We start from the raw sequence: 25,546 nt of genomic DNA on the forward strand, positions 1-25,546 counted from the left end.
CCCCGAAGCCATGTACTACCAGCATGTCCGCGACCGCGCAGTCCCGCGTGCGGGGGCCGCCAACGGTGTGCGGCGAAGCCGCGCTCGGGATGGTGACGCTGCGGCCGAACGGGCCGCTGTGCCGGTCATGCCGCGGGGTCACCCGGAGCGGCGTCCCCGGGCTGTGCTCCCTCGTCGAGGAACTCGACAACGGTCAGGGCGAACAGCACTGCCAGGACGATGCCGGTGACGACCCAGCCGGTGGGGTAGGACCACAGGGCCAGGGTGAGGCCGCCGGCGGCGAGGACGGTCCAGGTCAGCCAGCGCTTCCAGTGGTGGACGAAGCGGCCGACCGGGCCGAGGCGCAGGCCGGCGGACTGGGCGGAGCGGCGGGTGGCGTCGATGCCGGAGGTCCTCAGGGAGCGGAACTGGGTGGCGCGGCGGCCCGGTCCGGAGAGCCAGGCACCGAGGGCCACAGCGGCGCCGAGGACGGCCACCGACCGTACCGCCGTGCGCAGGAAGTGGACGAGCTGGTCGAAGATGTCCGCCGCCGCGTCGGGGGAGACCCCGGCGGGGAGTTTGTCGAGGTAGAGCGCGCGGGCGACGACCAGGCCCAGGCCCAGCAGCAGGACTCCGACGGTGATCGCCAGGGCGGCGGTCACCAGCGCGCGGCGGCGGCGTCGCGCCAGCCACACCGCCGCCGCCGCGAGAACGGCGACCAGGACGGCCAGCCAGTTGCCGAGGATCTGGAGCAGCCGGAAGCCGGTCCTGGCTGCCCCGATGTGCTGCGCGTCCAGGACGGTGTAGGAGGTGTGCACCTGCGGGATCCTCGCCGCCACGGTCAGCCCGGAGTCCACCAGCCGCTGCTTGACCTGCTCGACCACCGGGCCGAGGTCGATCACCACGGAGTCGTCCGTGAGCTGGACCGCACCGCCGCCCTGCCCGGTCAGGGCCTTGACCATGGTGCTGTGGATGCGCCGGTTGGCGTCGGTCCAGAAGGTGTGGAACCAGGAGCTGGACACCACCGCCAGGGCCTCCTTCTGGACCAGGCCACCGATGGCGTTCTCGATCGGGGCCGCGAGGCTGCCCAGCCCCTTGGCCATCAGCGGCCGGTCCTGCGGGGCGGCCTGCTGGAGCACGGTCTGCAGGTCCAGGTGCCCGGTAACGGCCTGGGAGGCTCGGGCGGCGACGGCGGACTGCACGGCGGGGCTGTCCACCAGGGGTCCGACGGTGGCGACATAGCGGTCGGTGTCGCCCATGATGCCCGCCGTCCAGGAGGCGACCACGGCAAGCGGGGCGAGCACGAACGCCAGCACCAGCAGCACGGCGGCCCCGGCCGAGCGCAGTCTGTGGTGCGGCCGGGAGAGTTCGGCAACCTGCTGCCGCAGCCGGGAGACCTCCGCCGCATCGTTGTCCTGGCCCACAGTCACTCCTGTTCTCCCATCGCTCCCGCCGCAAGCGCCTCGACGGTTCGGACGCCCAGTCAACGGGCTGCGCGTACCATCCGCGACCGCGGCTGATCCGTTGGGCTCACGGAGCAGTGACGGCAGCGCTGACGCAGATGAGGACGGCCAGCACCAGCATGGCCAGGGCGATCAGTGGCTGGTACCCGGCCCGGCCCAGTGGCTGGCGCAGCCGCATCCGGTGCTGGACGGAGCGCCAACGGCGGTATCCCACCAGGACGGTGCCCACGGCGAGGGCGATCAGGTAGGCGGCCAGGGCCAGCCGCAGGGCAGTGGGGGTGGCCTGGCCGAGCTGGACCACGGCGAGTGAGCCGGCCAGCAGGGCCAGGCTGGTTCGGGTCCAGGCCAGGAAGGTGCGCTCGTTGGCGAGGGTGGCACGGTAGTCCGGTTCCTCGCCCTGCTCCTGCCAGGGCACTTCGGCGCCGGGTGACTCCGGCGTAGGCGGTCGTTCTCCGGTCGCCATGCGTTGCCTCTCCGTTTCACGCTTCGGCGGGGCCCTGCTGGGGCGATCTGGCGGTGTGTCGCCGGACCAGCCGCACAGCGACACCGACCACCGACATGATCAGGGCGGCCCACAGCGCGGTGCCCAAGCCGTGGATCTGCAGGTCGGAGGTGACCAGCGCGGTGACCTTGAGCGTGATGGCGTTGATCACGAACAGGAACAGGCCGAAGGTGATCCAGACCAGTGGTCGGGCAACGGTTCTGAGGAATCCGCCGAGGACGAGGTTGACGACGGCGAACAGCACGGTCGTCCACAGCACGCCCAGCAGGCCGCCCTGCAGGGTCATGCCGGGCAGCAGCCAGCCGCACAGCAGGAAGGTGGCGGCGAGCACGAGCAGGGAGACCACACCGTGCTTGATCAAGAGGGTCTCCTCCCTGGCGCCGTGCGGTGTCGTCGCGGGGTGTTCACCGTCAGGCCAGAATCTTCGCCTTGGCCTGTTGGAACTCCGCTTCGGTGAGTGCGCCCTGCTCCTTGAGGGCGACCAGTTTCGTCAGCTCGTCCGCGTTCCCCGCCCCGGGGGTGCTGCCGGTGCCGGCTGCCTGGCGGACGTAGTCCTGGAAGACCTCCTGCTGGCGCTGGGCCTGGGCCAGGTCGCGCCGGCTCATGTCGCCGCCGTGGATGATCACGTAGACGAGGACGCCGAGGAACGGCAGGACGATCACCACGATCAGCCAGGCCGCTTTGCTCCAGCCGCTGGTCTCGTGGTTGCGGAAGATGTCCCCGATGATCCGGAACAGCAGGAACAACCACATGATCCACAGAAAGAACCAGAGCATGGTCCAGAATGCGTCCAGCAGGGGATAGTTCACGGCCAGACTCCTGTCGCCGGTGCCGGGTCCCTGACCTCGCGTCATGCGACGCCAGATCCTCCAGGCTCGATGAATCTATATGCATTGATATCACCGCAAATCGCCCATCGCCTCCGGATCCCTCGGCGGTCGAGCGGGTGCCACTGCAGCCGTCATCCGTATGCCGTAGGTCGGCTGGCCGGCTCTGGTGGGTGCGGCGAGGGTGGTCGCAATGCCCTCGGAGCCGAGGGCACGGGCGAAGGGGAGCGGGATGGCACAGGACGGCAAGGCCAAGGGCGTGGAGTCCTCGATTCTGGCGGCGAACAAGGCGTTGCTGGAGCGGTTCGCGTTCGGTGAGACCCGTGACTTCGAGGATGCCGCCCGGGGTCTGCTCGGGACCCGGGAGGATCGTCAGATCCGCGACACTGAGGGGCGCGTGGTGTGGGATCTGGACGCCTACGCCTTCCTGCGCGGCGAGTGCCCCGACACCGTCAACCCGAGCCTGTGGCGACAGGGGCAGCTGGTCATCCACGACGGCCTGTTCGAGGTGACCGAGGGGGTCTACCAGATCCGCGGCTTCGACCTGTCCAACATGACCCTGGTCGAGGGCGACACCGGCATCCTGGTGATCGACCCGCTGCTGACGGTGGAGACCGCCGCCGCGGGTCTGGCGCTGTACCGGGCGCACCGCGGCGAGCGGCCGGTCAGGGGGGTGGTGTACACCCACAGCCACGCCGACCACTTCGGCGGCGTCAAGGGGGTCGTGAGCGAGGACGAGGTCGCCGGCGGCGTCCCGGTCCTGGCGCCGGAGGGCTTCCTGGAGCACGCGGTCAGCGAGAACGTGTACGCCGGCGCCGCGATGAACCGGCGCGCGGCCTACATGTACGGCGCGGCGTTGCCGCCCGGGGTGCAGGGCCAGGTGGGTGCGGGGCTGGGGCAGACGCTGTCCACCGGTTCCGTCAGTCTGATCCCGCCCACGGTCACCATCACCAGGACCGGTCAGGTCGAAACGGTCGACGGGATCCGGATGGTCTTCCAGCTCACCCCGGGCACCGAGGCCCCCGCCGAGCTGAACATCCACTTCCCCGACCGGGCGGCGCTGTGCATGGCTGAGAACGCCACGCACAACCTGCACAACCTGCTGACGCTGCGCGGCGCGCAGGTGCGGGACCCGCACGTGTGGGCCCGGTTCCTGTCGGAGAGCCTGGACCTGTTCCTGGACGGCACCGAGGTGGCCTTCGCCTCCCACCACTGGCCGGTCTGGGGAAGCGAGGGCGTCGAGCGATTCCTGTCCGAGCAGCACGACGTCTACGCCTACCTGCACGACCAGACCCTGCGGATGCTCAACCAGGGCCTGACCGGCCCGGAGATCGCCGAGCGCATGCAGGTCCCCCCGGCGCTGGAGCGTGCATGGCACACCCACGGCTACTACGGGTCGGTCAGCCACAACACCAAGGCGATCTACCAGCGCTACCTGGGCTGGTTCGACGGCAACCCGGCCCACCTGTGGGAGCACCCGCCGGCGGAGGCCGCCGCCCGGTACGTGGCCTTCATGGGCGGCGCCGACAAGGTCCTGGACCAGGCCCGCCGCTCCTTCGCCGAGGGCGACTACCGCTGGGTGGTCCAGGTCGTCAACCACGTCGTCTTCGCGGACCCCGGGAACAGCGAGGCCCGGGCCCTGCAGGCCGACGCCTTCGAACAGCTCGGCTACGGCAGCGAGAACGGCACCTGGCGCAACTTCTACCTCATGGGCGCCTACGAGCTGCGGAACGGATCGGTCGGCACCCCCACCGCCACCACCTCCGCGGACGTCCTGGCGGCGCTGACCCTCGACCAGCTCTTCGACGCCCTCGCCATCCGCGTCGACGGCCCCCGGTGCTGGGACAAGGACATCACCGTGCGCTGGAACCTCACTGACGGCCCAACGATCCTCATGCGCCTGCGCAATGGCGTGCTGTCCCACCGGATCAGCCCCACTACCAGCAGCGGTGATGCCCATGTGGAGATCACCCTCTCCGAGGCCGACCTGCGCGCCGTCCTCCTCGGCGAGCTGTCCCCTTCCGATCTGGCCAACCGCGCCCAACTGTCCGGCGATCCCACCAAACTCACCGAACTGCTGGGATGTCTCAGCGACCCCGATCCCGACTTCGCCATCGTCACTCCCTGACAGTGCCGCGGGCCCGGTCGCACTGAGGCGACCGGGCCCGCGGCACGGCAACAGCCCGCACCACCGAAGGTGGGGCAGGACCGGGGCCGCTCCCGAGCGGTGGGAGCGACCCCGGGGCACTGGGGGTGTTACTTCATGGCCGCGAGAGCGGTGTCCACGCCGGCGAGGGGTGAGCCCATGCCGGTGACGGTGTCGAAACCAGGGCCAGCGGTGCACTCGGTGCCGCACAGGCCGTTGGAGCCGGTGGTCACGTCGTTGAGCTTGCTGCCGAGGGCGTACACGTCGGTGTGGGCGGTGTCGCCGTTCTTGCCGGCGACAGAGAGGTGCGCCTTGCCGGCCGTGGCGCGGAGCTGGTCGGCGTCGGCGAGGATGCCGGCCCAGGAGGGGGCCGAGAGGCTGGTGCCGCCGACCTGCAGCCAGTAGCCGCTGCCGTCGATGGTGACGTAGACCGCGACGCCGGTGTTGGGGTCGGCGACGAAGCTGACGTCGGGGGTGGCCCGGTAGCCGGAGGACTGGACGCCCTTCTGGTAGGCGGGCTCCTTCTCGAAGTAGCTGAGGCCGCCGCCGGTGGAGGACCAGGCGGACTCGCTCAGCGTGTTGCCGGTGGCGTCCAGCTTCATGTTGGTGCCGCCGATGGCCAGGGCGTAGGGGCTGGTGGAGGAGTACCCGGCCGGGTAGCCGTCGTCACCCGTGGACTGGGTGCAGACGGAGTCGGCCAGGTCGCAGTGAGCGTCGTAGAACGACTCCTCGGAGAACTCCGGCATGCCCCAGCTGTTGCTGATGACGGCAGGGTCCAGCGTGGAGGCCACGTCGATGCCCTGGTAGAGGCCCTGCGCCGAGGCGTCGGCGGCCTCGACCAGCACGATCTTGGCGTGCGGGGCGACGGTGTGGGCCCACTCGATGTCGAGCGCGGCCTCCTCGTTCCAGCTGGAGTCGGCCTCCGGCTGGCTGCCGGCGGCGTACTTGACCGAGAAGTCGAAGCAGTCGCTGGTGGCGTTGGTGCTGCCGCAGGTCTGCGGCAGGTTGAACTGGGCGGAGAAGGTGTTGAGGTCGGACTGCGCGTTCGGGTAGTCGTAGGCGTCGACGATGGCGATGGTTTGGCCGGTGCCGTCACCGGTCAGACCGAGGCGGCCCTGGATCTGCTGCGGGGTGTAGCCGCGGATCGCGGCGGCGGCGTCGGCGGTGCCGGCGTCGGCCTTGATGGTGGTCGCCAGGGTCTTGGACTTGATCTTGAGCGAGGTGGTGGCGGCGCCGGTGCCCACGGTCTGCTCAGTGACCGGGGCCGCGGTGGCGTCGGTGGCGGTGGCGGTGGTGGTGGTCGGAGCGGCGGCGGCCTTGCCGCTGCCGACGACCTCGTTCACGGTGACGCCGTGGTAGTAGCTGTCGGTCGCGAAGGAGTCCACGCCGAAGCCGCCGACGGAGACGGACAGCGCGTAGGCGGTCCAGTCGTAGGGCAGGCCGACCAGCTGGGTCGCCCCGTCCTTGGCGGCGCCGATCGGGGTGACGGTGCCGGCGAACTCGGAGAAGGTCTCGCTGTCGGGGCTCAGGTACTCACCGTCGTTCGGCAGCGGCAGGCTGTACTCCTCCAGACCGCCCACGCCGCCCACGAACACCTCGTGACCGTCGCTGGTGGTGGTGAACGCGCCCTGCTGGTTGTTCGGCAGGGTGTGCACGTCGTACGCCGCGGAGCCGTCCGCCGGGAAGACCGTCATCTCGTACCAGTGGAGCTCCATCAGGCCGTAGGTCTTCGAGGTGGTGAAGCCGTTGAAGGTCTGCGCGCCGGGGGACAGGTGCGTGGTGACGACCTTGCCGGTGCGGCTGTCGAGGATCTGCACCTCGTGGTCCTCGTAGATCTTGCCCGCGCCCCAGGCCAGGGCCACGCCGTGGCCGTTGGTGCCGGGGATGTCGGCGCTGGCGTAGGCACCGGCCTGCGCCTGGATCCAGGCCGCGTTGTCGGTGTTGGGCTGCTCGGACCAGATCTGCTTGCCGGTGGTCGCGTCCAGCGACACGGCGGTGGGGGCCGGGTCGGTGACGCCCTTGTTGAAGCCGGCGGCCACGCCGCCGTACTCCAGGATCAGACGGCCGTCGACGTCGACAGTGGCGGTGGAGTACGCCACGTTCTTGCCGACCGCGGCGCTGGGCTTGTAGGTCCACTTGGTGGTGCCGTCGGCGGTGTACGCGGAGACGCCCGCGGTGCCGTTGGCGATGATCTCGCCGTTGGTGACGGCGGTGCCGTACTGGAAGGCGCCGGTGGTCACGTCGCTGTCCAGCCGGCCGTCGGTCTCCAGGACCGCGATGCCGTGCGAGGTGGAGGCGACGATGCGCTGCGCGGTGTGCCCGTGCTTGTCGGCCACGGTCGCCAGCTTCAGCTGGTGCACGGCGGCGCTGACCGGGGTGTCCCACAGGATGCGCGGGGTCGGGTCGTTCAGGGTGCGGCCGTCGAGGGCGAAGACGCCGTGGCTCTGGCCGGCGACGACCAGGTCCTTCACGCCGTCGCCGTTGACGTCCACGGAGACCGCGGAGTAGTTGTCGCCGAGCAGCGGCTCGGTGACGGACTTGCCGCTGTTGCCGAGGAACCGGTTCGCCGTCAGGTCGTAACCGACCGTCAGGATGCCGCCCTGGTAGGGCATGACCTGGTCGCCGACGGCGTCGCCGTCCCGCTTCCAGTCGATCGAGCCGTTGCTCGCGTTGAACGCCAGCAGCTGGTTGTGGTAGATGCCCTCGGGGTTGGTGAGGGTCATCGCGGTGGCGTCGCTGACCGCGGCATAGACCTCGCCGCTGCCGTTCGGGTCGAAGGTGAGGGACAGCGTCGGGGCGTTGGCGTTGCCCACGGTGCTCGCGGTCCGGTAGCTCCACAGCGTCTTGCCGCTGCCGTCCAGGCCGGAGATGGTGGACTGGCCGTCGCTCAGGTCGGCGTTGATGCCCAGCTCGGCGACCGCGATGGCGGCCTCGTGGCCGTGCGGGGTCGGGTTGACGACGAAGGCCTCGGGGATGGTGCCGTTGCGCGAGGCGACGACGGTGCGCTTGCCGGTGACCGAGTTGATCGCGGTCAGGTCCCAGCGGACGGCGTCCAGCGGGTCGTTCTGCTCGGCGACCAGGATGTTCTGCGAGCCCGGCTGCTGGGCCATGAGGCGCGGGTAGCCGGGGGTCTTCAGGTCCACCGAGGCATTGCCGGTGGCGGCGTCGACCACGAGCACGTGGCCGTCGGCCGGGCGGGGGTTGCCCAGGCCCATCGGGGTGTCGGTCCAGCTGGTGACCAGCCGGCCGCCGCTGATGGCGGTCAGGTCGCCCCAGTTGGCCCAGGGGGCCTTGGTGGAGTAGGTCCAGGCGGTGCTGCCGGTCAGGGCGCCGCCCTTGCCGACGGCGAAGGAGTACGCCAGCAGCGAGGAGCGGCTGCTGCCCTGCGTCGCGACCGGGTTGTAGGTCCAGTCCGGGCCGGTCTCGTCGGCGGCGATCAGCTTGCCGTCCTCGACCAGCAGCGAGCCGACCGTGCCGGGGACCAGCGTGTGCCAGAGCATCTTGCCGGTGCGGCCGTCCAGGACCGAGACGAAGGTGCCGGTGGACACGTCGGAGCCGGACGCGGTGAACGGCCGGTACGGGCTGGAGCCCACGTTGTAGGCCACCGCCACGTCGGCGACGCCGTCGTGGTTGAAGTCGGCCTGGGCGTAGGGGTGGCTGCCGGTGGCGCCGGGCTGGTACGGGTCGTAGCCCTCGTACATGACCGCGGTGAACGGCTGGTCCAGGTACGCGGTCTGGGGCTTGACGCCCCAGTCGCTGTACAGCTGCTCACCGGTGGTGTTCCACACCGGCTTGCCCGCCGCGTCGTAGCGGGTCAGGCCGCCGCCGGAGAACACCGAGACCCAGTCTGCGGTACCGCCCAGCGCCAGCGTGGACGCCGCGCCGCGCGCCGTCTCCCAACTGCTCTCAGTCGTGATGCCGCTGGACGCCGAGGTGGTGCTGCTGCTCGTACCGGTCGCAGCCGACGAGGAGGAGCCGGAGCTCGTGCCGGTGGAACTGCTGGAGTTCACCGAGTCGGCCCCGGTCGACTCGGCCGCGGCGGCCACCAGGCCGGGCGTGCCGTCCGAACGCGGGGTGTACTTGGCGCTCAGTTCGGCCAGCTTGGCGGCGGTCAGCCGCACCGTGCCCGAACTTCCGGTGTCCGCGCTGGCCACGGGCGCGACGGTCATGGCCGCGGCCGTGGCCAGCACGGCGGTCGCGGCCGCCGTGCGTATACCGGTCCTTCGACGTCTTGTTGACGACACTTCCACTCCTTGTCACCACAACGGGGGGTGCACGTACCCTCCCAGGTCGCGCCTGCCGTCGGTGGGATCAGGGGTGGCCTGCCCCGGCCGCTGGCCACATCTGGCCAACCCGATATGCTCACTGCCTCGATCTTTTGTTTCTGTCGTTGACAAATTGCTGGGGAGGCAGCTGGTGCTGGAGTCGATCGGCGTGGACGACGTCGCGGAACGCGCCTATGAACTACTGCTGCACCAGGAGTTCTTCACCGCTGCCGCCATGGCCGCGGAGCTGGGGCATTCGCCGCAGCGCACGCGTCGGGCGTTGGACGACCTGGTCGCCGCTGGTCTGGTCGCCCCAGCCCCCGGCCGTGCCCGCAGCTATATGGCGGTCGACCCTAGGGCCGGCCTGTCCGCACTGATCCGTTCCCGTCAGGCCGAGTTGGAGCGGGTGGCCTCCTCTGTCGAGACCTATGCCGGCAGATACCACGAGCGCGCCCTGCGTACCGACCCGCACCGGCTGGTCGAAGTCATCGAGGGCTCAACCCAGATCAGCCGCCGTGTCCATGAGCTGATCGCCAGTGCCCAGGTGGAGGTCATGGCATTCGACGCTCCTCCGTACGTCAATCCTCACGCCAGCGCGTCCGAGACCGAGCAGCTGGTGTTGGCACGCGGCATCCCCGTGCGAGCGATCTACGCCACGGAGGTTCTGGAGGTTCCGTCGCTCGTCGAGTGCCTGCAGGCCATGGTCGCCCTGGGCGAGCAGGCCAGGGTCGTACCGCAGGTCCCGATGAAGATGGTGCTGGTGGACCGTCGCGACGCCATGCTGCCGCTGACCGCGGGAGCGGAGGCCGCACGCACCGCCGCCGTGTTCGTGCGCCGATCGGCACTGTGCGACGCGCTGGTCGACCTCTTCGAGGCCACTTGGGCAGCGGCCACCCCCGTTTTCACTGACCCGTCGCCGTCCGCCTCGCCCGGTGAGGCGTCGGACGAGGACCGCGCCCTTCTCCACTTGTTGAACGCCGGTCTCAAGGACGAGGCGATAGCGCGCCAGCTGGGACTGAGCGGGCGCACTCTGCGGCGCAGGGTCGCCGAGCTGACATACAGGCTGGGTGCCACGAGCCGATTCCAGGCGGGAGCGCAGGCCATGCGCCGTAGGTGGCTCTAGCAGGCGCCCCGGCCCGTGCCCGTCGGCGCCCCCTGCCGGCGCGAATGACGAAGGAGGGGTCCGATCGGGCTCAGGTGGCCCGACCATCGGGTCAGCTGTGTCGCCTCCTCCGCGCCGTCAGGTGCAGTACGGCCCCCGCGAGCAGGATGGTTGCGGCCAGGAGTCCGCCGAAGGCGAGGTATCCCGGTGCTCCGGTGCCGGCCAGGTCGCCGCGCTTGGGGGTGTCGGGGGTGCCGGGCACCGACGGTGTGGGGGTCGGGGTGGGGCTGGGGGTGCGGTTGAAGGTGTTGGTGACGGTGATCGTGATCGGCGTGGTCGGGTCGGTGGTGACCACCGCCGGATCGCCGGCCGAGCCGTGGTCGACGGTGACCTGCCGCGCGCCGTGGCTGTCGGTCTCCTGGGCCCAGCAGCGGCTGTTGACGGGCAGCGGTTGGACGGTGACCGGCTTGCCCGTGGTGACCTGGTAGGTCTTGTGCAGTACCAGGTCGCTCGGGGATCCGTCGCCGTTGGGCAGGGCGCAGGAGAGCTCGATCGGGAAGGAGGTGGTCGCGAAGTCGGCCGCACCGTCGCCGTTGAGCTGCTTGACCAGTTGCAGTGCGCCGAACTGGAAGGTGTTGGCGATCTCCACGGTCTGCACCGCGGGCGTGCCCAGGCCCGGGGCGATGGTGAGCTGCACGGGTCGGCTCACGGGGTGGTCGGTGCTGCCGCCGCGGGCCGAGGTCTCCCACACCGAGCAGTCGGCTCCGGCCGGGATGCCGTCCACGGTCCTCGGCCTGGCCGCAGTGACCCGGTAGTCCTGGTCCAGGACGGTGCGGTCGGGCCGTCCCTGGGGGTGGATGACGCAGGTGACGTGGAACGCGAACGGCACGTGCGACAGCGCGCCGGTCAGCTGCGCCGAGGGCGAGTCGACCGTCTTCACCAGCTTCAGCGAACCGTAGGCGAGTGCCACGCCGACCTGGATTGGCTCGTTCGCCTGCAGCACCCGGGCCGAGCCGGCGCGGTCGGTGACCTCGTTGTGGGCGAAGGAGTTCCAGGCGATGGTCGGGTCGCCGTTGTGGGCCACGTCCAGCGGGGTGTCCATGGCGTAGGTGAGGTTGACGAACCCTCCGGGCACCAGCGGAGTGGGGAAGGTCAGTTCCGCGCGGAAGCCGCTGTCCTTGGCGCTGAAGGGGTCGTCCCAGGTGGAGGCGGGGCAGGAGGCCGCTCCGGCGTCCGCGCCGGCCCCGGCCATGCTCAGGTCGTCGGCGCAGATCGCAGCGTCGTTCTCGTAGGCGAGGGTGAGGTCTCCGGGGCCGTCCAGGGCTGGGCGGGTGGCCAGGGTGGGCCGGTGGTCCCAGGCGGTGTTGCGGGCCGAGTCGATGATGACGCCCTTGTCGCCCTGGACCGGGAAGCGGTCCACCACGCGCATGGCGGTGGCGTTCTCGGTGCCGGCGTTCTGCAGCCGCAGCAGGTAGTGGTACCGGTCGCCGGGGTTGACCAGGGCGATGCAGGGGCTGGTGGTGTACAGCAGGCCGTCTGGGCCGGTGAGGGACAGGCAGGAGGAGTCCCCGGCCGGCACGGTGGTCTTGCTCAGTACGTTGTACCAGCCCAGGCTGTCGCGTCCGGAGACCCACTTGCGGGCGGCGAAGCTGGCCCCGGCCTTGGCGGTGAGGGCGGCGGTGGCGGTGCAGTACAGGCCCGTGCCGAAGGTGGCGCCGTCGCGCTGGGAGGCGCCCTCGCAGGCCAGGTCGGGGTCGGTGGAGGTGGCGCCCATGGTGTTGGTGACCACGTCGCCCGCGTTGACGCCGGCCTCCAGCTTCACATGGATCTCGATGGTGAAGGTGGCGCCGGGCGCCAGCACCCACGGCTTGCCGTCGTCGGCCTTGGAGAAGTCCCAGGTCAGCATGGAGACATGAGTGCCGCTGTTGGTGGTGGAGAAGACCGGGGCCGGAACCGCCGGGGTGCCGGTGGGCACCTGCTGGTCCTCGATCTTGTAGGGCTGGCCGTTGTCGCCGGCGAACGAGTCGTTGAAGGCGATGCCGGCCGGCAGGCTGTCCCGGACCACCAGGTCAGGGACATTGGCGGTGCCGGTGTTGACGACCTTCAGGAAGAACGGGGCGTCCTCGCCGGGGGAGAGCGCGGTGTCCGGGGTCTTGCTGACGTCCAGCCGCGGGGTGCCCTTGACCAGGTCGAGGGTGGCGGTGACCGGATCGATGGGGCGCGGCCGGCCGGGCAGCTCCAGCTTGGTCAGGAAGGACCCCGAGACGGTGTCCTCCAGGTGGTCGGGCACCGTGCCGCCGGTGCTGCGCAGCTTCTCGCGCGGGCTGACGTCCAGGTGCAGGATGCCCTGGCAGCTGGTCCCGCTGGTGCACGGGGTGAGGGCGTAGCCGCCGTTGGCGGTGCTGGTGGAGGAGTAGGTGACGCGGAGGCCGGTGACGTCCGCGGCGCTCACCCCGGACGGCAGGGCGGCGGCGGAGGACGGGGTGCCGTTGACCCAGGCGCCGTTGACGTAGGCGTCGATCTGTACCCGGTCGGCGCCGCCGGGCATCTGGTTGGACGTGATGGACAACAGGTCCACGGCGTCGAAGAAGTCGCTGTCCTGGTCGGTCATCTGCAGGTACTTGGCTGACATGTTGCCGGTGTTGGCCACCGTCAGCGCCACGTCGGCATGCTGCTGCGGCAGGCCGGGGACGGGCTTGGGCAGTTGGCCGGGGGAGATCGACTTGTTGAGCGAGGCGCTGTCGGAGGCCGGATCGGTGTTCATCGACGCCGAGCAGGACGGGGTGGTGGTGTAGCCGCCGTCGGCGCTGATGCCGAAGCAGTTGGTGAAGGTGGTGTCGTCGGGGGTGCCGGGCCGGCGCTCGGTCACCACGTTCACGGTGAAGGTGCCCTCGGGCGGCAGGTCGCCGGTGTAGGCGACGCGGATTCCGGTGGCACGGTGCAGCAGCGCGGTGTCGCTCGCGTTGTAGGCGACCCAGCCGCCGGCCCCGCTGTTGGCGGTCGGGTCCCACAGCTCGATGGTGGCCGGAGTGGAGGACGGGTCCAGGGTGACCGAGTCGATCTGCATGACCGAGAAGGGGTTGCCCTGGCTGAAGTCGGGGGTGCCGTCGGCCTTCGCCGGAGGGTCCGTCAGCACCGGGTTCACCAACGGGGTGTTGCCGTTGTTGGTGATCTTGAGGTGGAACGGGATGGGCTGGCCGACCGGGACGGAGGTCTGGTCCGTGGTCTTGTCGCCGCCCGCGTCGGTGTTCGGGTTCTCGACCGTCATGTCCTTGCAGACGCCGCCGCTGGCGGTGCCGGAGCCGTCGGTGCGGCCGGCGTCGCCGGTGAAGGAGGCGCAGTTGGTCAGGGTGCCGGCCGCCACGCCGTCCTTGAGCGTGCCGTGCAGGTCCAGTCCGGCGTCGGCGTTCGGGGCGATGGTGGGGTTGCCGTCCGCGTCGGTGCCGGTGTAGGTGACCTCCACTTTGGTGACGCTGGTGCCCGCTTTGGCGACGTCAACGGTGGTGTCGGCGGTGTAGGTGTTGGTGCTGGTGGTGCCGTCGGCGTAGGTGACGGTCAGGGTGGCCGAGGTGGCGCCGTCGGGGAAGCGCAGCCGGACCTGGCTGACGTCGATCGAGTCCAGGCTGCTGGGGTTCCTGCTCGGGTCGGGTTCGGTGACGGTGATGGTCTTCACCGGGAACGGCGACTTGTTGGTGACGTCCACCAGTGCGCTGACCGGGGAGTTCTCGCCGGTGACGGCATGCTCGCTGCTCTGGTGGGTGAAGTCGCCGTTGGTGTCGGGGAAGAAGTCCTTGGTGGAGTCCAGTACCAGGATGTTCGGCAGGATGTCGTACGGCGCGCACGCCTGGGCGCCGTTCGTGCTGCCGGTGGTCTTCTCCTGCGCGGACGGGGTGGCGCAGTTGTCGACGGTGATCTTGTCAGTGGGGCGCAGCGGGGCCCCGGTGGTGCGGTCGGTGTCGCGCAGCTTCAGCTTGACGGTGACGCTGCCGCCGTCGGTGTCGTAGGGCAGTGGGTCGCCGTTGCTGTTGGTGAACACCACCTGGAATCCGGTGACGTCCCCGGCAGCCACGCCGGTGGGCAGGGGGAGCGCGCCGGGCGCGGTGATCGGGTCCCCGGTGTGGGTGGTCCCGTCGGCGGTGGTGACCACCAGTTGGGCCTGGTCGGCGCCGGCCGGGAACTTGGTCACCTCGGCGGACTCGAAGTCGAAGTACTCGAACGTCTGCTGGCCGGTGTCCGAGATCGTCAGCGAGGTGACGTCGGCCGAGGAGGAGGAGTTGTTGCGCACGCCCAGGGTGAGCGTGCTCTCCTCGCCGCTGCCGGCCACTGCCGAGCCGTCGGTCCAGGTCTTGGTGGCCACCGGCTTGACGACCAGCGGGATGTGGACGGTGACGTCGCTCTCTGCGGACTTGGTGGCGGCGTTGTCGGCGGTCACGGTGGCGGTGTTCGGCAGCACCGTGCCGTCCTTGAGCTGGGTGTCGGCGGGCAGCCGCATGCCGACCTCCACCGAGCCGCTCTGACCGGCCCGCAGTCCGGTCTCCCCGGAGGGGTTGGTCAGCGGCTGCTTGTAGACGATGGTCAGCTTGCGGGTCGCGGCGACGTAGGTGACGTCCCGGGTGGAGTTCGACTGCGGCAGGCTGGTCACCTCCAGGCCGGCGGGCAGTACGTCGGTGACGGTGAAGTGCACGCAGTCCACGGTCAGACCCGAGCACTGCCCCTGCAAGGTGTAGATGAACTCGTCCCCGGGCTCCAGCGGACCGCTTGCATCATTGGTCTTGGTGATACTCACCGAGCTCTGCGGCAGGGCGCGCCTGGCCTCGGCGGCGACCGCCCCGGGGGCGGCGGCCAGCAGTCCGAAGGTGAGGGCGGCCACCGCCAGGCGGTGGAGGCCGCTTGCGTGCAGGCGCATGTGACGGTCCTTCGGCAGAGGGCACGGGGTTTCTCCGGACAGTAAATGGGATGATCCGCGAAGAATGGTCAGCGGCACTGACGCCCCGCACCTTTTCACTCAGACGGCCCCGAGCTGCGAAAATGCAACACAGGGTCGTCCGGTCGGTGACAAGGACTGAACCTCACCGACGTCCTGTGGTGAGGCGCTCTGCGCGCAGCGGGTCGCCAGCTTTGGGAGGCCGAGGGAGGGTGATGGTGCTTCAGAACGGGCTGTCGCTGTAGGTCGGGAACCTGTCAAGCCCTAGTTCGCGCACGTGGGCGTGGGTGCTGGAGTCGGCCCGGTGGACGGTGACCGGGGGATTGCGGGTCTGAGACGCGTTGAGCGCGGCGAAGAAGAACAGGACGGAGGCGGCAGTAGCGCTCAGGTTTGGCCTGGCCGACATCGAGGTGCGTCTAGCCCCGAGGTGGTCGGTGTCTGCTGGGTGGTGGTGCAGAGCACGTCGGTCCTGGTCGGTCTTAGGCCCCTCTCCGCCTAGGTTCTGGGTAGCTGTGCTGTGGAGCGCAAAGTGTCTGTGCGGTCATCGGCCGCCGCTGATGCCGGACTCCTCCAGGTCGAGGTCGTGCTGCAGCTGGCGCCGGGTGGTGTCGCTGATCTGGTGGGTGTCGTACATGCCCTGCAGTTCGGTGCCCTGGACGGCGATGACCTCGCGTCGCAGTTGCTGGTAGATGTGCAGGAGCGGTGTCTGGTCGGTGCTGGGGTCCTGTTGGTCCTGGGCCAGGCTGTGGCGCAGGCGCGCGTCCAGGGCCAGGCGTACGCGTTCGAGTGCGGCTTGTGGGGCTGCGTCGAGGTCGGCGAGCTGGTCGAGGTAGTCCAGGCCCGCGCGGGCCAGCTGTTGACGGGCGTGTTCCTGCTCGCGGGCGGTGTCGCGCGGTTCCAGGGCCAGTCCGGAGCGGCCCACCAGAGGTGCCAGGCTCAGGCCCTGGACGACCAGGGTGAAGACCACTACCGCGGTGGTCAGCACCAGGACCAGTGGGCGTCCCGGGAGTGCTGTGCCGTCGTCGGCTATCAGGGGGATGGACAAGGCGGCGGCCAGCGGCATCACCCCGCGGGTGCCGGCCCAGGTCACCACGGCCGCCACCCGCCACGACGCGGCGCCGTCCACCGGCTTGACCACCTTGGACAGCGGCCACACCCACAGCACCCGCAGCCCGATCAGGACCGCGGCCAGCGCCAGGGCCTGCAACGGCCATCGACCGCTGCCTGCGGGCAGGTCGCGGACCATGGTGGGCAGCTCCAGGCCGATGACCGCGAAGACCACGCTCTCCAGCAGGAACACCACCACCGAGTACACCGCCTGTAGTTGCAGGCGGATCCGTGCGTCGGTCAGCCGGTAGCCGGAGCGGCCGAGGACCACGCCCGCGATCACGACGGCGGTGACCCCGGAGGCGTGCGTGCCTTCGGCGAGCACGTACGCGCCGTAGGGGGTGGCCAGGGCGATCACGGTCTCCAGGACCGGGTCGGTGGTCCGGGCCCGGATGAACGCCACCACTGCGGCCACGGCCGCGCCGACGAGGCTTCCACCGCCGGCCAGCAGGAAGAACTCGCCGCCCGCAGCTGGCCAGCTGACCACGGTGGAGGCCACCGCAAGCCCGACGGCGACCTTGAACAGCACCAGGGAGGTGGCGTCGTTGAACAGGCTCTCGGCCTGCACCATGGTCTGCACCCGCCCCGGCAGTGCTAGCCTGCGGCCCAGAGCGGTTACGGCCACCGGGTCGGTGCTGGCAAGGACCGCGCCCAGGACCAGGGCCATCGGCGCGGTCAGCGGCGTCAGCGCAACCGCGAGCACGCCGACGGCGGCGGCCGAGGCCAGCACCAGGCCCAGGGCCAGGACCGTGACCGGCCGCCACACGGTCTTCAGGTCGCGCAGTGACATCTCCTCCGCTGATGCGTACAGCAGGGGCGGCAGCACCACCAGGGCGATGGTCTGCGGGGCGATGCGCAGTGCCGGGGTGCCCGGTATCAGGGCCACCACCAGGCCCGCGATGACGAGCAGGGAGGGTGCCGGGATACGCCAGCGGCGGGCTCCGGTGGCCACGACGGTGGCCAGGACCACGAGAACAAGCACAGTGCCGACGGCGCGCATTTCGGGATCCCCGGATCGTCACCGGGGTCCCTGCCGCGCGATTGCGGCAGATCCATCCCCGGGCCGACCAGACTTCCCGGCACACCGTGGAGCTACTTTATCGAATCCTTAACACCCTGGGCCGCTGGCAGCACCGACATGTCAGCCGGCGCAGATCCATCTGCCGTGCCCTGCTGTGCACGGCCGATGATCCTGACCGACTGGCCTCCACCCTGTCGCGGGCAGCAGGGTACTTCGATCATCTATGCGGGTTGTAGAGTTTCCGTGCGCCTATGCCATTCGCCCTCGTCGGCGTCAGTGCGCACGAGCGGGTGCAGCTTCTCGGCCAGGAAGCGCAGGAGCGCGCCGGGTCTTGGCCGGCCAGGATGCCTAGGCAAGTCCGCGAAGGTGCTCGGCGAGGGGAAGCGTGGATGTCGGCGGGTGTTGGCCTTGTTGCCGAGAGCCGGAGGTGCATTGACGCGGCTCCAGGGGTCTGCCGGGTTTTCCGCGTCAGTGGGTTTGGGCGTCAGTCGGGGGCCTTTCGCCCGGCAGGTGCTGTGGGCCCGAAGGGTGGATTGGACGCCGCCGGGCAGGATGGCGGGCGGCTGCCTAGGATCTGGCTTAGTGCCAGATGATCATCCTGCTAGGTGAGGCGGCGGCGTATGAGTGGTGCGGGTCTGGACCTGGATGCGGTGCGGGAGACGGCGGCGCAGGGGTGGGTGTACGGGCATCCGGTGCTGGAGAACTACCGCACGATGTACACCCAGGCCATCGACTCCACTGACCCCCGGTACGTGGGCGGCTTCGGCCGGTTCCGGCACTACCCGCAGCCGTCCCGACCGCGGAACACCGACATCGTCACCCCGAACAACGACACCCCCTACTCGTGGTGCTGGCTGGACCTGCGGGCCGAGCCGTGGGTGGTGTCGGTGCCCGCGATGGACCGCTACTACGTGCTGCCGTTCCACGACCTGGACACCACCTACCTCGGATACATCGGCGCCCGTGCTACCGGCCAGGCCCCGGGCGACTACCTGATCGCAGGCCACGGCTGGGACGGCGAAATGCCCGCGGGCATTGCCGCGGTGCTGCGCGCCGACACCCAGCTGATCGGCTGCCTGGGCCGCACCTACCTCACCGGCCTGACCGACCAGGACGTCACCCAACTGAAGAGCATCCAGAACCAGTACCGGCTCCGCCCCTTGAGCGCCTTCATCGGCACCGCCGCCCCGCCCGCCGCCCCGGTGCCGGCGTGGCCGCGGTGGCGCGAGGAGAACAGCGACGGCCTCGGATTCCTGGCGGTGCTGGACTTCCTGCTCGGCTTCTTCCCCGTCCTGCCCACCCAGCGGGACCTGCGCGAGCGCCTGGCCGCCCTGGGCGTCGACGGCACCGGCACCTTCGACCCGGCCGCACTGGACCCCCAGGTCCGAACCGCCCTGGAAGAGGGCCTGGCCCGGGGCCGCGCGCAGGTCGAGGACGCCAAGGCGCAGGCCGTCGGCTCCACCGGGCTGTTCGGCACCCGCGACCAGCTGGGCGAGGACTACCTTGCCCGGTGCGTGGGCGCTGACAAGGGCCTGTACGGGCTGCCCGAGGAGGAAGCCTGGTACGGCGGCTGGATCGCCGACAGCGCCGGCAACCGCCCCCCGAACGCCGCCACCCGCGACTACACCGTCCACTACCGCGCCGACCAGCTCCCCAAGGCCCGGTTCTTCTGGTCCGCCACCCTGTACCGGCTGCCCGAACGCCTGCTGGTCGACAACCCGATCAACCGCTACTCCATCGGCGACCGCACCCCGGGCCTGGTCTACGACCCGGACGGCGGCCTGACCCTGTACGTCCAGCACACCCGGCCTGCCGACCCCGACCGGGTCGCGAACTGGCTCCCCGCCCCGGACGGGCCGTTCACCGTCATCACCCGCATCTACGGCCCCGATCCCGCCGTCCTGGACGGCACCTGGACCCTGCCGGACCTGACCGCCGGACCCGACCGTGGGTGACGCCATCGGGCAGATGCTGCCCTCCGCCGTCGGCATCGCCATCAGCCCATTGCCGCTGATTGCCGTCATCCTCATGCTCGCCACCCCGAACGGCCGAACCAACGGCATCGCCTTCACGGCCGGCTGGACCGCAGCCCTGGGCCTTGCCACCGCCGCCCTGGTCCTGCTCGGGTCCGGCGCCGACGCCGCCAGCGGGGACGGCACCCCGGCGACCTGGACCAGCTGGCTCAAGCTCGCCCTGGGACTGCTGTTCGCCCTGCTCGCCGGCAAACAGTTCACCTCACGCCCCCGTGATGGGCAGGAAGCCCAGGCCCCGGGCTGGATGAAGGCCATCGACCAGTTCACCCCCGCCAAGGCCACCGCCCTGTCCGCGGCGCTCGCGGTGGCCAACCCGAAGAACCTGGTCCTGGTGGTCGGCGGCGCCATCGCGATCGCCAGCAGTACGGCGGGCACCGGCGGCAAGACGATCGCCGCGGTGCTCATGGTGCTGATCGCCTCGCTGTGCACCACCGTGCCTCTGGCCGTCTACCTCTTCGGTGGCCGGCGCGCCGCCACCACCCTGGACAGCTGGAAGGCATGGATGTCCGCCCACAACGCCGCCATCATGACCGTCGTCCTGGCCGTCCTGGGTGCCAAGTACATCGGCGACGCCATCAGCGCCCTCACCTGACGCACCCCAGACGACACCGCCTCCTGTTCGCCGCAGACGACCGACTTCAGTTGAGCCCGACTTGGCCCAGTGCGCGATTGGAGTACCGGCCATCGCGAACACACTGGGGAATGCACGAGTGCCTATTCTCGTGCTCGAATTCTGAGTTCCGGTTGGCCGTGCCGCGATGACGGCTGTCAGCATTGAGGGCGGCCGAACCCTCTCGTCGGACGTGTCCCCACTGCTGACTCTGTCTATTTGACAGATCCATATGTCGCCTTGACAGGAGTGGCGGTGGGGGGTGAGACTTTCGATCACTACCGATGCGACAGAAGTGTTCGTGTGCTGGTCGTGCTGAGCCGGGGATGACGAAGGGCCTTGGGAGGCAGGGCGGTTCATGAACAGGCTTGGCCGAACAACATCGCCCTACCTGCTTCAGCACGCCTCCAATCCGGTGGATTGGTGGCCGTGGGGTAGGGAGGCGATGGCGGAGGCCGTCAGGCGAGATGTGCCTGTTCTGTTGTCAATCGGTTATTCGTCATGCCATTGGTGCCAGTGCATTTGTAAACACTGGTAGTCCTGACCTGGACCTATGCCAAGAGGTGACATCATGAGTACTGAAAGTGACGAACTCGACGTAGAGATCGAAGCCTGGGCTGCGGCGCAGGTAGCGGAGTCGCCTTCGTGGACGGCGGAGAAGTGGGAGAGCATCCTCGCCGGCTTGAGGCCGAGCGCGTCGGAGTAATGCCGGGGGCTTCGAGTGCCTGGTCAGGGCGGCTCCGGTGTACCTGACCAGGCAAGCCACCAGCGCATGTTCAGAGGAAGCGCTAGCCCGGTTTGGCTGTCGCCTGGTTCTGGTGTCCGACCAGGCTTTGGGCTGGTCGTCTGAAATCGCCTCCTGGAGACGAGGGCGACCGCTCTACGCTTCCTGCTGAGGTTGAAAGCGTGATGGCCGTGGGTGGCTGACGTTCCTTGATCCCTGCGGTACGACCGGAGCATGAAGTATGCACAGGGCGGTGGGCTGACCCCGCAGGGGCAGGTGGAGCGGGAGCGGGTACGGCTGGAGGCGGCCGAGCGGTTTGCGCGCGGCGAGGCGACGGCACAGGTCGCGGCGGCGTTGCGGGTCGGTGAGCGGCAGGTGCGCAAGTGGCGGCAGGCCTGGCGTGACGGCGGCGCGGAGGCGCTGCGCTCGAAGGGGCCGCACTCGGTGGAGCGGTTGAGCCCCGCGCAGTGGGACAGCCTGGTGCGGGAGTTGGAGCAGGGTCCGCTGGCCCACGGCTGGAGCGAGGACCAGTGCTGGACGCTGGGGCGGATCCGTGTCGTGATCGCGCGCAGGTTCCACATCGGCTACACGGTGCAGGGCGTGTGGCATCTGCTGCGGCGTCATGGCTGGTCGGCGCAGGTGCCGGTGCGCCGGGCGCTGGAGCGCGACGACGCCGCGGTGGAGGTGTGGAAGGCCGAGGTCTGGCCGCGGTTAAAAGGACCGCGGCGGCCCGTGACGCCTGGATCTGTTTCGCCGACGAGGCGGGCCAGGGCATGAGGCCGCCGAAGGGCCGGACCTGGGCGCCGCGCGGACGCACGCCCGAGGTCCGGGTGTGTGTCGGCGGCCGGGGCCGGGTGATGGTGGCGGCGCGGTCTGCTTCAAGCCCGGCCAGCGGTCGCGGTTCTTCTTCAAGCTGCACATCTACAAAGCCCGCAAGGGTCAGGCGATGAGCTTCACCTGGCAGGACTACCGCGACTTCATCGCCATGACGCATGTGCAGCTCGGCGGCCCGGTGGTGTGGTGCTGGGACAATCTGAACGTTCATCTCGCCGACGGCCTGACCGAGTTCGCTGTTGAGCACCGGGACTGGCTGGAGGTCTTCCAGTTCCCCTCGTACGCGCCGGACCTGAACCCGCAGGAGGGGATCTGGTCGCTGGTCAAGCGCGGGTTGGCGAACTTCGCCGCCGCCAACCTGGACCACCTGGTCCGCGTCATGAAGGGCAAGCTGAAGAAGATCCAGTACCGCCCGCACCTGATCGACGCCTGCCTCGCCGAGACCGGACTGATCATCGAACCCTGGTGACCGCCACGAAGGCCATCACGCTTTCAACCTCAGTGAGTGTGGCGAGCGTGATCTTAGCTGGGTGCTGCCGGCGTTCGTACTCGTGGGGAGGTCGCCACGGCCGTCATCGCCCTGGCTTAGGACCACCGCGTCGAGCGGCTCGTGCACCCGGTTGAGCAGCTGGAGGAGCCCACAGCGAGGGCCGAGGTCGAGCACCGCGCCGAGGCGGCCCGCCAGTTCCGGGTACTCCGCTTCATGAAGCGCAAGCTCAGGAAAATCCAGTACCGCGCACTTGGTCGATGTCTGCCTCGCCGAAACCGGACTGGTCATCGAACCTGCTCTCTTCGTGCGATGTCGGTGACCGTGGGCCTAATCGCCCGAAGTATCCCCGCCGGGGTCGATGGCTCGCAGAATGCGCCGGCCGATTTCACGCAACTGTCGCTGCTGAGCTCTGGTCAGCGGGTCGAAGACCAGGCGGCGGACCTCGTCCACGTGCCCGGGTCTGTAGGCCTGGACTTCGGCACTGCCCTCGTCGGTCAGGATCGCGAGGGTATGGCGTCCGGCGGGGTCCGGGGCGCGGCGCAGCCAGCCGCGCTTCTCCAGGCGAGTTACCACGTTGGATAGCCGGGAGAGGCTGCTGGCGGTGAACTGCGCCAGCTCGCTCATCCTCATGGCGCGTTCGGGCGCGTAGTCCAGCGTGTACAGCACGAGGTACTCGAAGTGGGTGATCCCGGCGTCTCGCTGCATCTGAGTGTCCAGGGCGGCGGGTAGGCGCAGCATCACATGTGCGAGGGTCACCCAGGTCTGCTGCTCCTCGGCGTCCAGCCAGCGCGGCTGTGAATCGTTCATACCCCGAGTGTACTTCAAGCGTGAACCTTGTCACGCCACGGAAAGGGTTGCTGATTCAAGTGATCGGCACTAACCTCATGTTCAAGCTTGAAGCTCGCAGAGGCGGGTGAGCCTGGCATGAGCTGCCGAAAGGCAGCGAGCACCGTCCGTCCCACCGGGCAGGGCGCGCCGTGAGGCCGTCTCGCGCCGGCTTGATCCGGCACCACACGGAGACCAAGGAGATCTGAGATGACGCAGGAACCGTCAGAGCAAGCCGACGAGAGCCAGGGACCCATGACCAGGCGGCGCGTGATGGCCGCGGGCGGGGTGCTGGCCGGCGGGCTGGCAGCTACCGGACTGCTGGCCAATACCGCTGTGGCCGCCGCCGGCGCCACAGCCCCGGTGACCACCAAGACGATCAGCCTCGACCAGGCGCACCGCATCGTCCAGGCTGCGATCCAGTACACCAAAGAGCATTCCCTTCCTCCGATGTACGTCCTGGTCGTCGACGGCGTCGGTCAGCCCACAGCCTCGGCGCGGATGGACGGCAATGCCCTCGCGTCCCTCGACCTGGTTCCCGCCAAGGCGTATACCGCCTGCAGGTTCGGCACCGCTACCGCGGACCTGGCCGCCGGCGTCAAGGACCCTGGACAGATCGCCGCGCTCACCGCCGGCGGAATGAGCCTGCTGCCCGGCGGACGGCCGATCGTCCAGGACGGCGTGGTCATCGGCGCCATCGGCGCCGGTGGATCCATCAACCCGGCCGTGGACGACCAGGTCGCCATCGCCGCCCTCAAGGCACTGTGAGGACACATGTCACCGGCGCCGCGACCGCCGCAAGCCGCGGCACTGTTCACCGACGACGGCGCGTAAAGAGGCAACGGGCGAGTCTTCGATCGCTTTACCCGCCGGCCTGGATCAGGAGTGCTGAATGGTGAAGTGGCCCATGCCAAGAGGTGGACTGGGCGGCTTCCGTTCTGATCGTTGCCTGATGTGCGTTGTGACTGGGAGGTGACGGTTCGCAGGTTCAAGTCCCGTCGCCCCGGCTGGGAGGTAACTCCAAGTCGCAGCTCAGGGCCCTGTTTCACGAAAGTGGAGCGGGGCCCTCGCCGGTTCCCTGGCCTGCCTCTCAGTCGCAAGGCTAGGCTCGCGGGCGCTTCAGCACCCGGCCCAGGCGCAGGCCCGTCAGTTCGCCGTCGCGAATGGCGAGTCGGCCGTTGACGGCGACGTGCCGCACGCCCGTCGCATAGGACAGCGGCTCGGTGTAGGTGGCCGTGTCCGCGACCGTATCGGGGTCGAAAACGACCAGGTCGGCGATGTTGCCCTCGGCGATGACGCCTCGGTCGCCCATGCCTGCGCGGGCGGCTGGCAGTTGGGTCATCTTCCGGACCGTCTCGGTCAAGTCCAGCAGCCCTCGCTCGCGGCTGTCCGCCAGGGCTCGGGCGAAGGCCCCGAAGTTGCGCGGGTGGTGCTGGCCACCGAGGTTGACGTCCAGTGCCCAGCCGTCGCTGACCACCGCGCTGGTCGGATGGAGCAGTACGGCGTCCACGTCCTCCTGGGCCATCGCATGGTCGATGATCAGCACGTTGGCCTGGTGCTCGGCCAGCAGGTCGAGGACTGTCTCTGCGGCGTCGAGGCCCTCAGCGTCGGCGATCTGCTGGACGCTCTTGCCCACCCATGCGCTGTACCGGCCTTCCGGCAGGGTGGCGATGACGATGCCTTCGGGAAGGAATGTGCCCCCGGTGTGGGAGCGCAGCTCGTCCGCGATGGCCTGCCGCGTCTCGGGTTCGGCCAGTCTGCGCAGCAGGGCCTGCTGGCCCCCGTCCATGGCCCAGTCCGGCATGCGCGAGGTGAGCACGGTCGAAGCCGCGGTATAGAGGTAGACGTCGCAGGCGACGTCCAGGCCCTCGGCGCGGGCGTCGTCGATGATCCGCAACGCTTCGGTGACCTTGCCGTAGTTGGCTTGGCCCATCGCCTTGAGGTGCGAGATCTGCAGGCTTACTCCGCTGGCGCGGGCCGTCGAGATCGCCTCCTGAACCGCCTCGATCAGCTGATCCCCTTCATCGCGCATGTGGGTGCTGTAGAACAGGCCGGCCGCGTGCGCCTCGCTGGCCAGAGCGGTGATCTCGGCGGCATCGGCGAAGGATCCCGGGGCGTAGATCAGCCCGGTGGAGAAGCCGAAGACGCCCTGCTCTGCGGCCTCGGACAGGAGGGCGCGCATCCGCGCGACCTCCTCGTCGGTGGCCGGGCGGCGGTCGTCGCCGATCGCGCTCTGGCGCAGGGCGATGTGTCCGACCTGCGCGGCGATGTTGACGGCGGGTTCGCAGGCCTGGATGCCCTCGGCGTAGGTGGTGAAGTCCCGCCAGAACGGCGACGGGAAGGGCGAGGTCCCGCAGTTTCCCGTGACGAGCGTGGTGACGCCCTGGCGTAGGCAGCCTTCGGCCGCCGGGGTGATGTTGACGGTCAGGTCGCCGTGTGAGTGGAGGTCGATGAAGCCGGGTGCGACGGCCAGGCCCTCGCAGTCCAGCACCTCGGTGGCTTCGGCCCAGGCGCTCACTTCGGTGTCGTCGGCTGGGATGACCGCGACGATGCGGTCGTCCCGTACGCCGATGTCGGCGCGCCGCCCGGGGGCGCCGGTGCCGTCGTAGACGGTGCCGCCGCGAAGCAGGAGGTCGAATACAGGCATGGAATATCCCTCTCAGTGGTGGGTGTCTGCTGTCCGTGTGCTCGGTT

The 25,546-nt window shown here is 69.7% G+C and carries 15 protein-coding genes and 2 pseudogenes; 7 read left to right on the plus strand and 10 right to left on the minus strand.

What is annotated here, in order from left to right:
• Positions 1-125: 125 nt before the first annotated feature.
• From ABUW04_RS29415 to ABUW04_RS29430, 4 genes are all read right to left on the minus strand, one after another.
• Positions 126-1,403, minus strand: coding sequence for a hypothetical protein (locus ABUW04_RS29415; RefSeq protein WP_232242352.1), 1,278 nt, complete (start codon positions 1,401-1,403; stop codon positions 126-128).
• A gap of 106 nt (positions 1,404-1,509) precedes the next feature.
• Positions 1,510-1,905 carry a YidH family protein gene (locus tag ABUW04_RS29420; protein ID WP_063757563.1) on the minus strand — a complete coding sequence of 132 codons (396 nt, stop codon included), beginning with the start codon at positions 1,903-1,905 and terminating at the stop codon, positions 1,510-1,512.
• Between the two features lie 16 nt (positions 1,906-1,921).
• Entirely contained in the window at positions 1,922-2,305 is a 384-nt protein-coding gene (locus ABUW04_RS29425) for a phage holin family protein (protein ID WP_051725686.1), read from the minus strand.
• A gap of 49 nt (positions 2,306-2,354) precedes the next feature.
• The gene (locus ABUW04_RS29430; RefSeq protein ID WP_380567441.1) at positions 2,355-2,798 is read right to left on the minus strand and encodes an SHOCT domain-containing protein; all 444 of its coding nucleotides are present in this window, start codon (positions 2,796-2,798) and stop codon (positions 2,355-2,357) included.
• A 205-nt stretch (positions 2,799-3,003) separates the two neighbouring features.
• On the opposite strand from ABUW04_RS29430, the gene ABUW04_RS29435 reads away from it, so the two are divergent.
• Positions 3,004-4,899 (plus strand): alkyl/aryl-sulfatase, encoded by a 1,896-nt coding sequence (locus ABUW04_RS29435; RefSeq protein ID WP_380567443.1) that lies wholly within the window; start codon positions 3,004-3,006, stop codon positions 4,897-4,899.
• Between the two features lie 128 nt (positions 4,900-5,027).
• Here the strand turns inward: ABUW04_RS29435 and ABUW04_RS29440 are convergent, their stop codons facing one another.
• Positions 5,028-9,161 carry a S53 family peptidase gene (locus ABUW04_RS29440; RefSeq protein ID WP_380567445.1) on the minus strand — a complete coding sequence of 1,378 codons (4,134 nt, stop codon included), beginning with the start codon at positions 9,159-9,161 and terminating at the stop codon, positions 5,028-5,030.
• A gap of 172 nt (positions 9,162-9,333) precedes the next feature.
• Between ABUW04_RS29440 and ABUW04_RS29445 the strand changes: the two genes are divergently transcribed.
• Complete coding sequence (locus ABUW04_RS29445; RefSeq protein ID WP_030257900.1) at positions 9,334-10,305, plus strand: MarR family transcriptional regulator; 972 nt, start codon at positions 9,334-9,336, stop codon at positions 10,303-10,305.
• A gap of 91 nt (positions 10,306-10,396) precedes the next feature.
• On the opposite strand, the gene ABUW04_RS29450 is transcribed toward ABUW04_RS29445, so the two are convergent.
• From ABUW04_RS29450 to ABUW04_RS29460, 3 genes are all read right to left on the minus strand, one after another.
• Positions 10,397-15,190 (minus strand): DUF5979 domain-containing protein, encoded by a 4,794-nt coding sequence (locus ABUW04_RS29450; protein WP_380567447.1) that lies wholly within the window; start codon positions 15,188-15,190, stop codon positions 10,397-10,399.
• A gap of 241 nt (positions 15,191-15,431) precedes the next feature.
• A complete protein-coding gene (locus tag ABUW04_RS29455; RefSeq protein ID WP_030257895.1) occupies positions 15,432-15,614 on the minus strand; it encodes a hypothetical protein in 183 nt (60 codons plus the stop codon).
• Between the two features lie 135 nt (positions 15,615-15,749).
• Positions 15,750-17,315 (minus strand): Na+/H+ antiporter, encoded by a 1,566-nt coding sequence (locus ABUW04_RS29460; RefSeq protein WP_030257892.1) that lies wholly within the window; start codon positions 17,313-17,315, stop codon positions 15,750-15,752.
• 641 nt (positions 17,316-17,956) lie between these two features.
• Between ABUW04_RS29460 and ABUW04_RS29465 the strand changes: the two genes are divergently transcribed.
• From ABUW04_RS29465 to ABUW04_RS39730, 4 genes and pseudogenes are all read left to right on the plus strand, one after another.
• Positions 17,957-19,291 (plus strand): DUF1254 domain-containing protein, encoded by a 1,335-nt coding sequence (locus ABUW04_RS29465; protein ID WP_030257889.1) that lies wholly within the window; start codon positions 17,957-17,959, stop codon positions 19,289-19,291.
• Complete coding sequence (locus ABUW04_RS29470) at positions 19,284-19,961, plus strand: GAP family protein (RefSeq protein ID WP_030257881.1); 678 nt, start codon at positions 19,284-19,286, stop codon at positions 19,959-19,961. Before ABUW04_RS29465 ends, ABUW04_RS29470 begins: the two co-directional genes overlap by 8 nt.
• 376 nt (positions 19,962-20,337) lie before the next feature.
• Positions 20,338-20,493: pseudogene (locus ABUW04_RS29475) on the plus strand (DUF255 domain-containing protein); the annotation flags it as partial.
• 444 nt (positions 20,494-20,937) lie between these two features.
• Positions 20,938-22,006 (plus strand): annotated as a pseudogene (locus ABUW04_RS39730) (IS630 family transposase).
• Between the two features lie 348 nt (positions 22,007-22,354).
• Here ABUW04_RS39730 and ABUW04_RS29490 read toward each other — a convergent pair.
• Positions 22,355-22,834 (minus strand): MarR family winged helix-turn-helix transcriptional regulator, encoded by a 480-nt coding sequence (locus ABUW04_RS29490; RefSeq protein WP_380567451.1) that lies wholly within the window; start codon positions 22,832-22,834, stop codon positions 22,355-22,357.
• A gap of 273 nt (positions 22,835-23,107) precedes the next feature.
• Between ABUW04_RS29490 and ABUW04_RS29495 the strand changes: the two genes are divergently transcribed.
• Positions 23,108-23,620: a GlcG/HbpS family heme-binding protein gene (locus ABUW04_RS29495; protein WP_198037670.1), complete on the plus strand. Its 513-nt coding sequence runs from the start codon at positions 23,108-23,110 to the stop codon at positions 23,618-23,620.
• Positions 23,621-23,954: 334 nt separating this feature from the next.
• Here the strand turns inward: ABUW04_RS29495 and ABUW04_RS29500 are convergent, their stop codons facing one another.
• Positions 23,955-25,499, minus strand: coding sequence for an N-acyl-D-amino-acid deacylase family protein (locus tag ABUW04_RS29500; RefSeq protein ID WP_380567452.1), 1,545 nt, complete (start codon positions 25,497-25,499; stop codon positions 23,955-23,957).
• Positions 25,500-25,546: the final 47 nt, after the last annotated feature.

Origin of the sequence: Streptacidiphilus jeojiensis (assembly GCF_042510965.1) — a bacterium.
Taxonomy (GTDB): Bacteria; Actinomycetota; Actinomycetes; order Streptomycetales; family Streptomycetaceae; genus Streptacidiphilus; species Streptacidiphilus jeojiensis.

Bases quoted from the DNA above. Each gene is read 5' to 3' on its own strand.
- ABUW04_RS29420 (WP_063757563.1), bottom strand. From the start codon at position 1,905: ATGGCGACCGGAGAACGACCGCCTACGCCGGAGTCACCCGGCGCCGAA.
- ABUW04_RS29430 (WP_380567441.1), bottom strand. From the start codon at position 2,798: ATGACGCGAGGTCAGGGACCCGGCACCGGCGACAGGAGTCTGGCCGTG.
- ABUW04_RS29435 (WP_380567443.1), top strand. From the start codon at position 3,004: ATGGCACAGGACGGCAAGGCCAAGGGCGTGGAGTCCTCGATTCTGGCG.
- ABUW04_RS29450 (WP_380567447.1), bottom strand. From the start codon at position 15,190: ATGCGCCTGCACGCAAGCGGCCTCCACCGCCTGGCGGTGGCCGCCCTC.
- ABUW04_RS29455 (WP_030257895.1), bottom strand. From the start codon at position 15,614: ATGTCGGCCAGGCCAAACCTGAGCGCTACTGCCGCCTCCGTCCTGTTC.
- ABUW04_RS29460 (WP_030257892.1), bottom strand. From the start codon at position 17,315: ATGCGCGCCGTCGGCACTGTGCTTGTTCTCGTGGTCCTGGCCACCGTC.
- ABUW04_RS29465 (WP_030257889.1), top strand. From the start codon at position 17,957: ATGAGTGGTGCGGGTCTGGACCTGGATGCGGTGCGGGAGACGGCGGCG.
- ABUW04_RS29490 (WP_380567451.1), bottom strand. From the start codon at position 22,834: ATGAACGATTCACAGCCGCGCTGGCTGGACGCCGAGGAGCAGCAGACC.
- ABUW04_RS29495 (WP_198037670.1), top strand. From the start codon at position 23,108: ATGACCAGGCGGCGCGTGATGGCCGCGGGCGGGGTGCTGGCCGGCGGG.
- ABUW04_RS29500 (WP_380567452.1), bottom strand. From the start codon at position 25,499: ATGCCTGTATTCGACCTCCTGCTTCGCGGCGGCACCGTCTACGACGGC.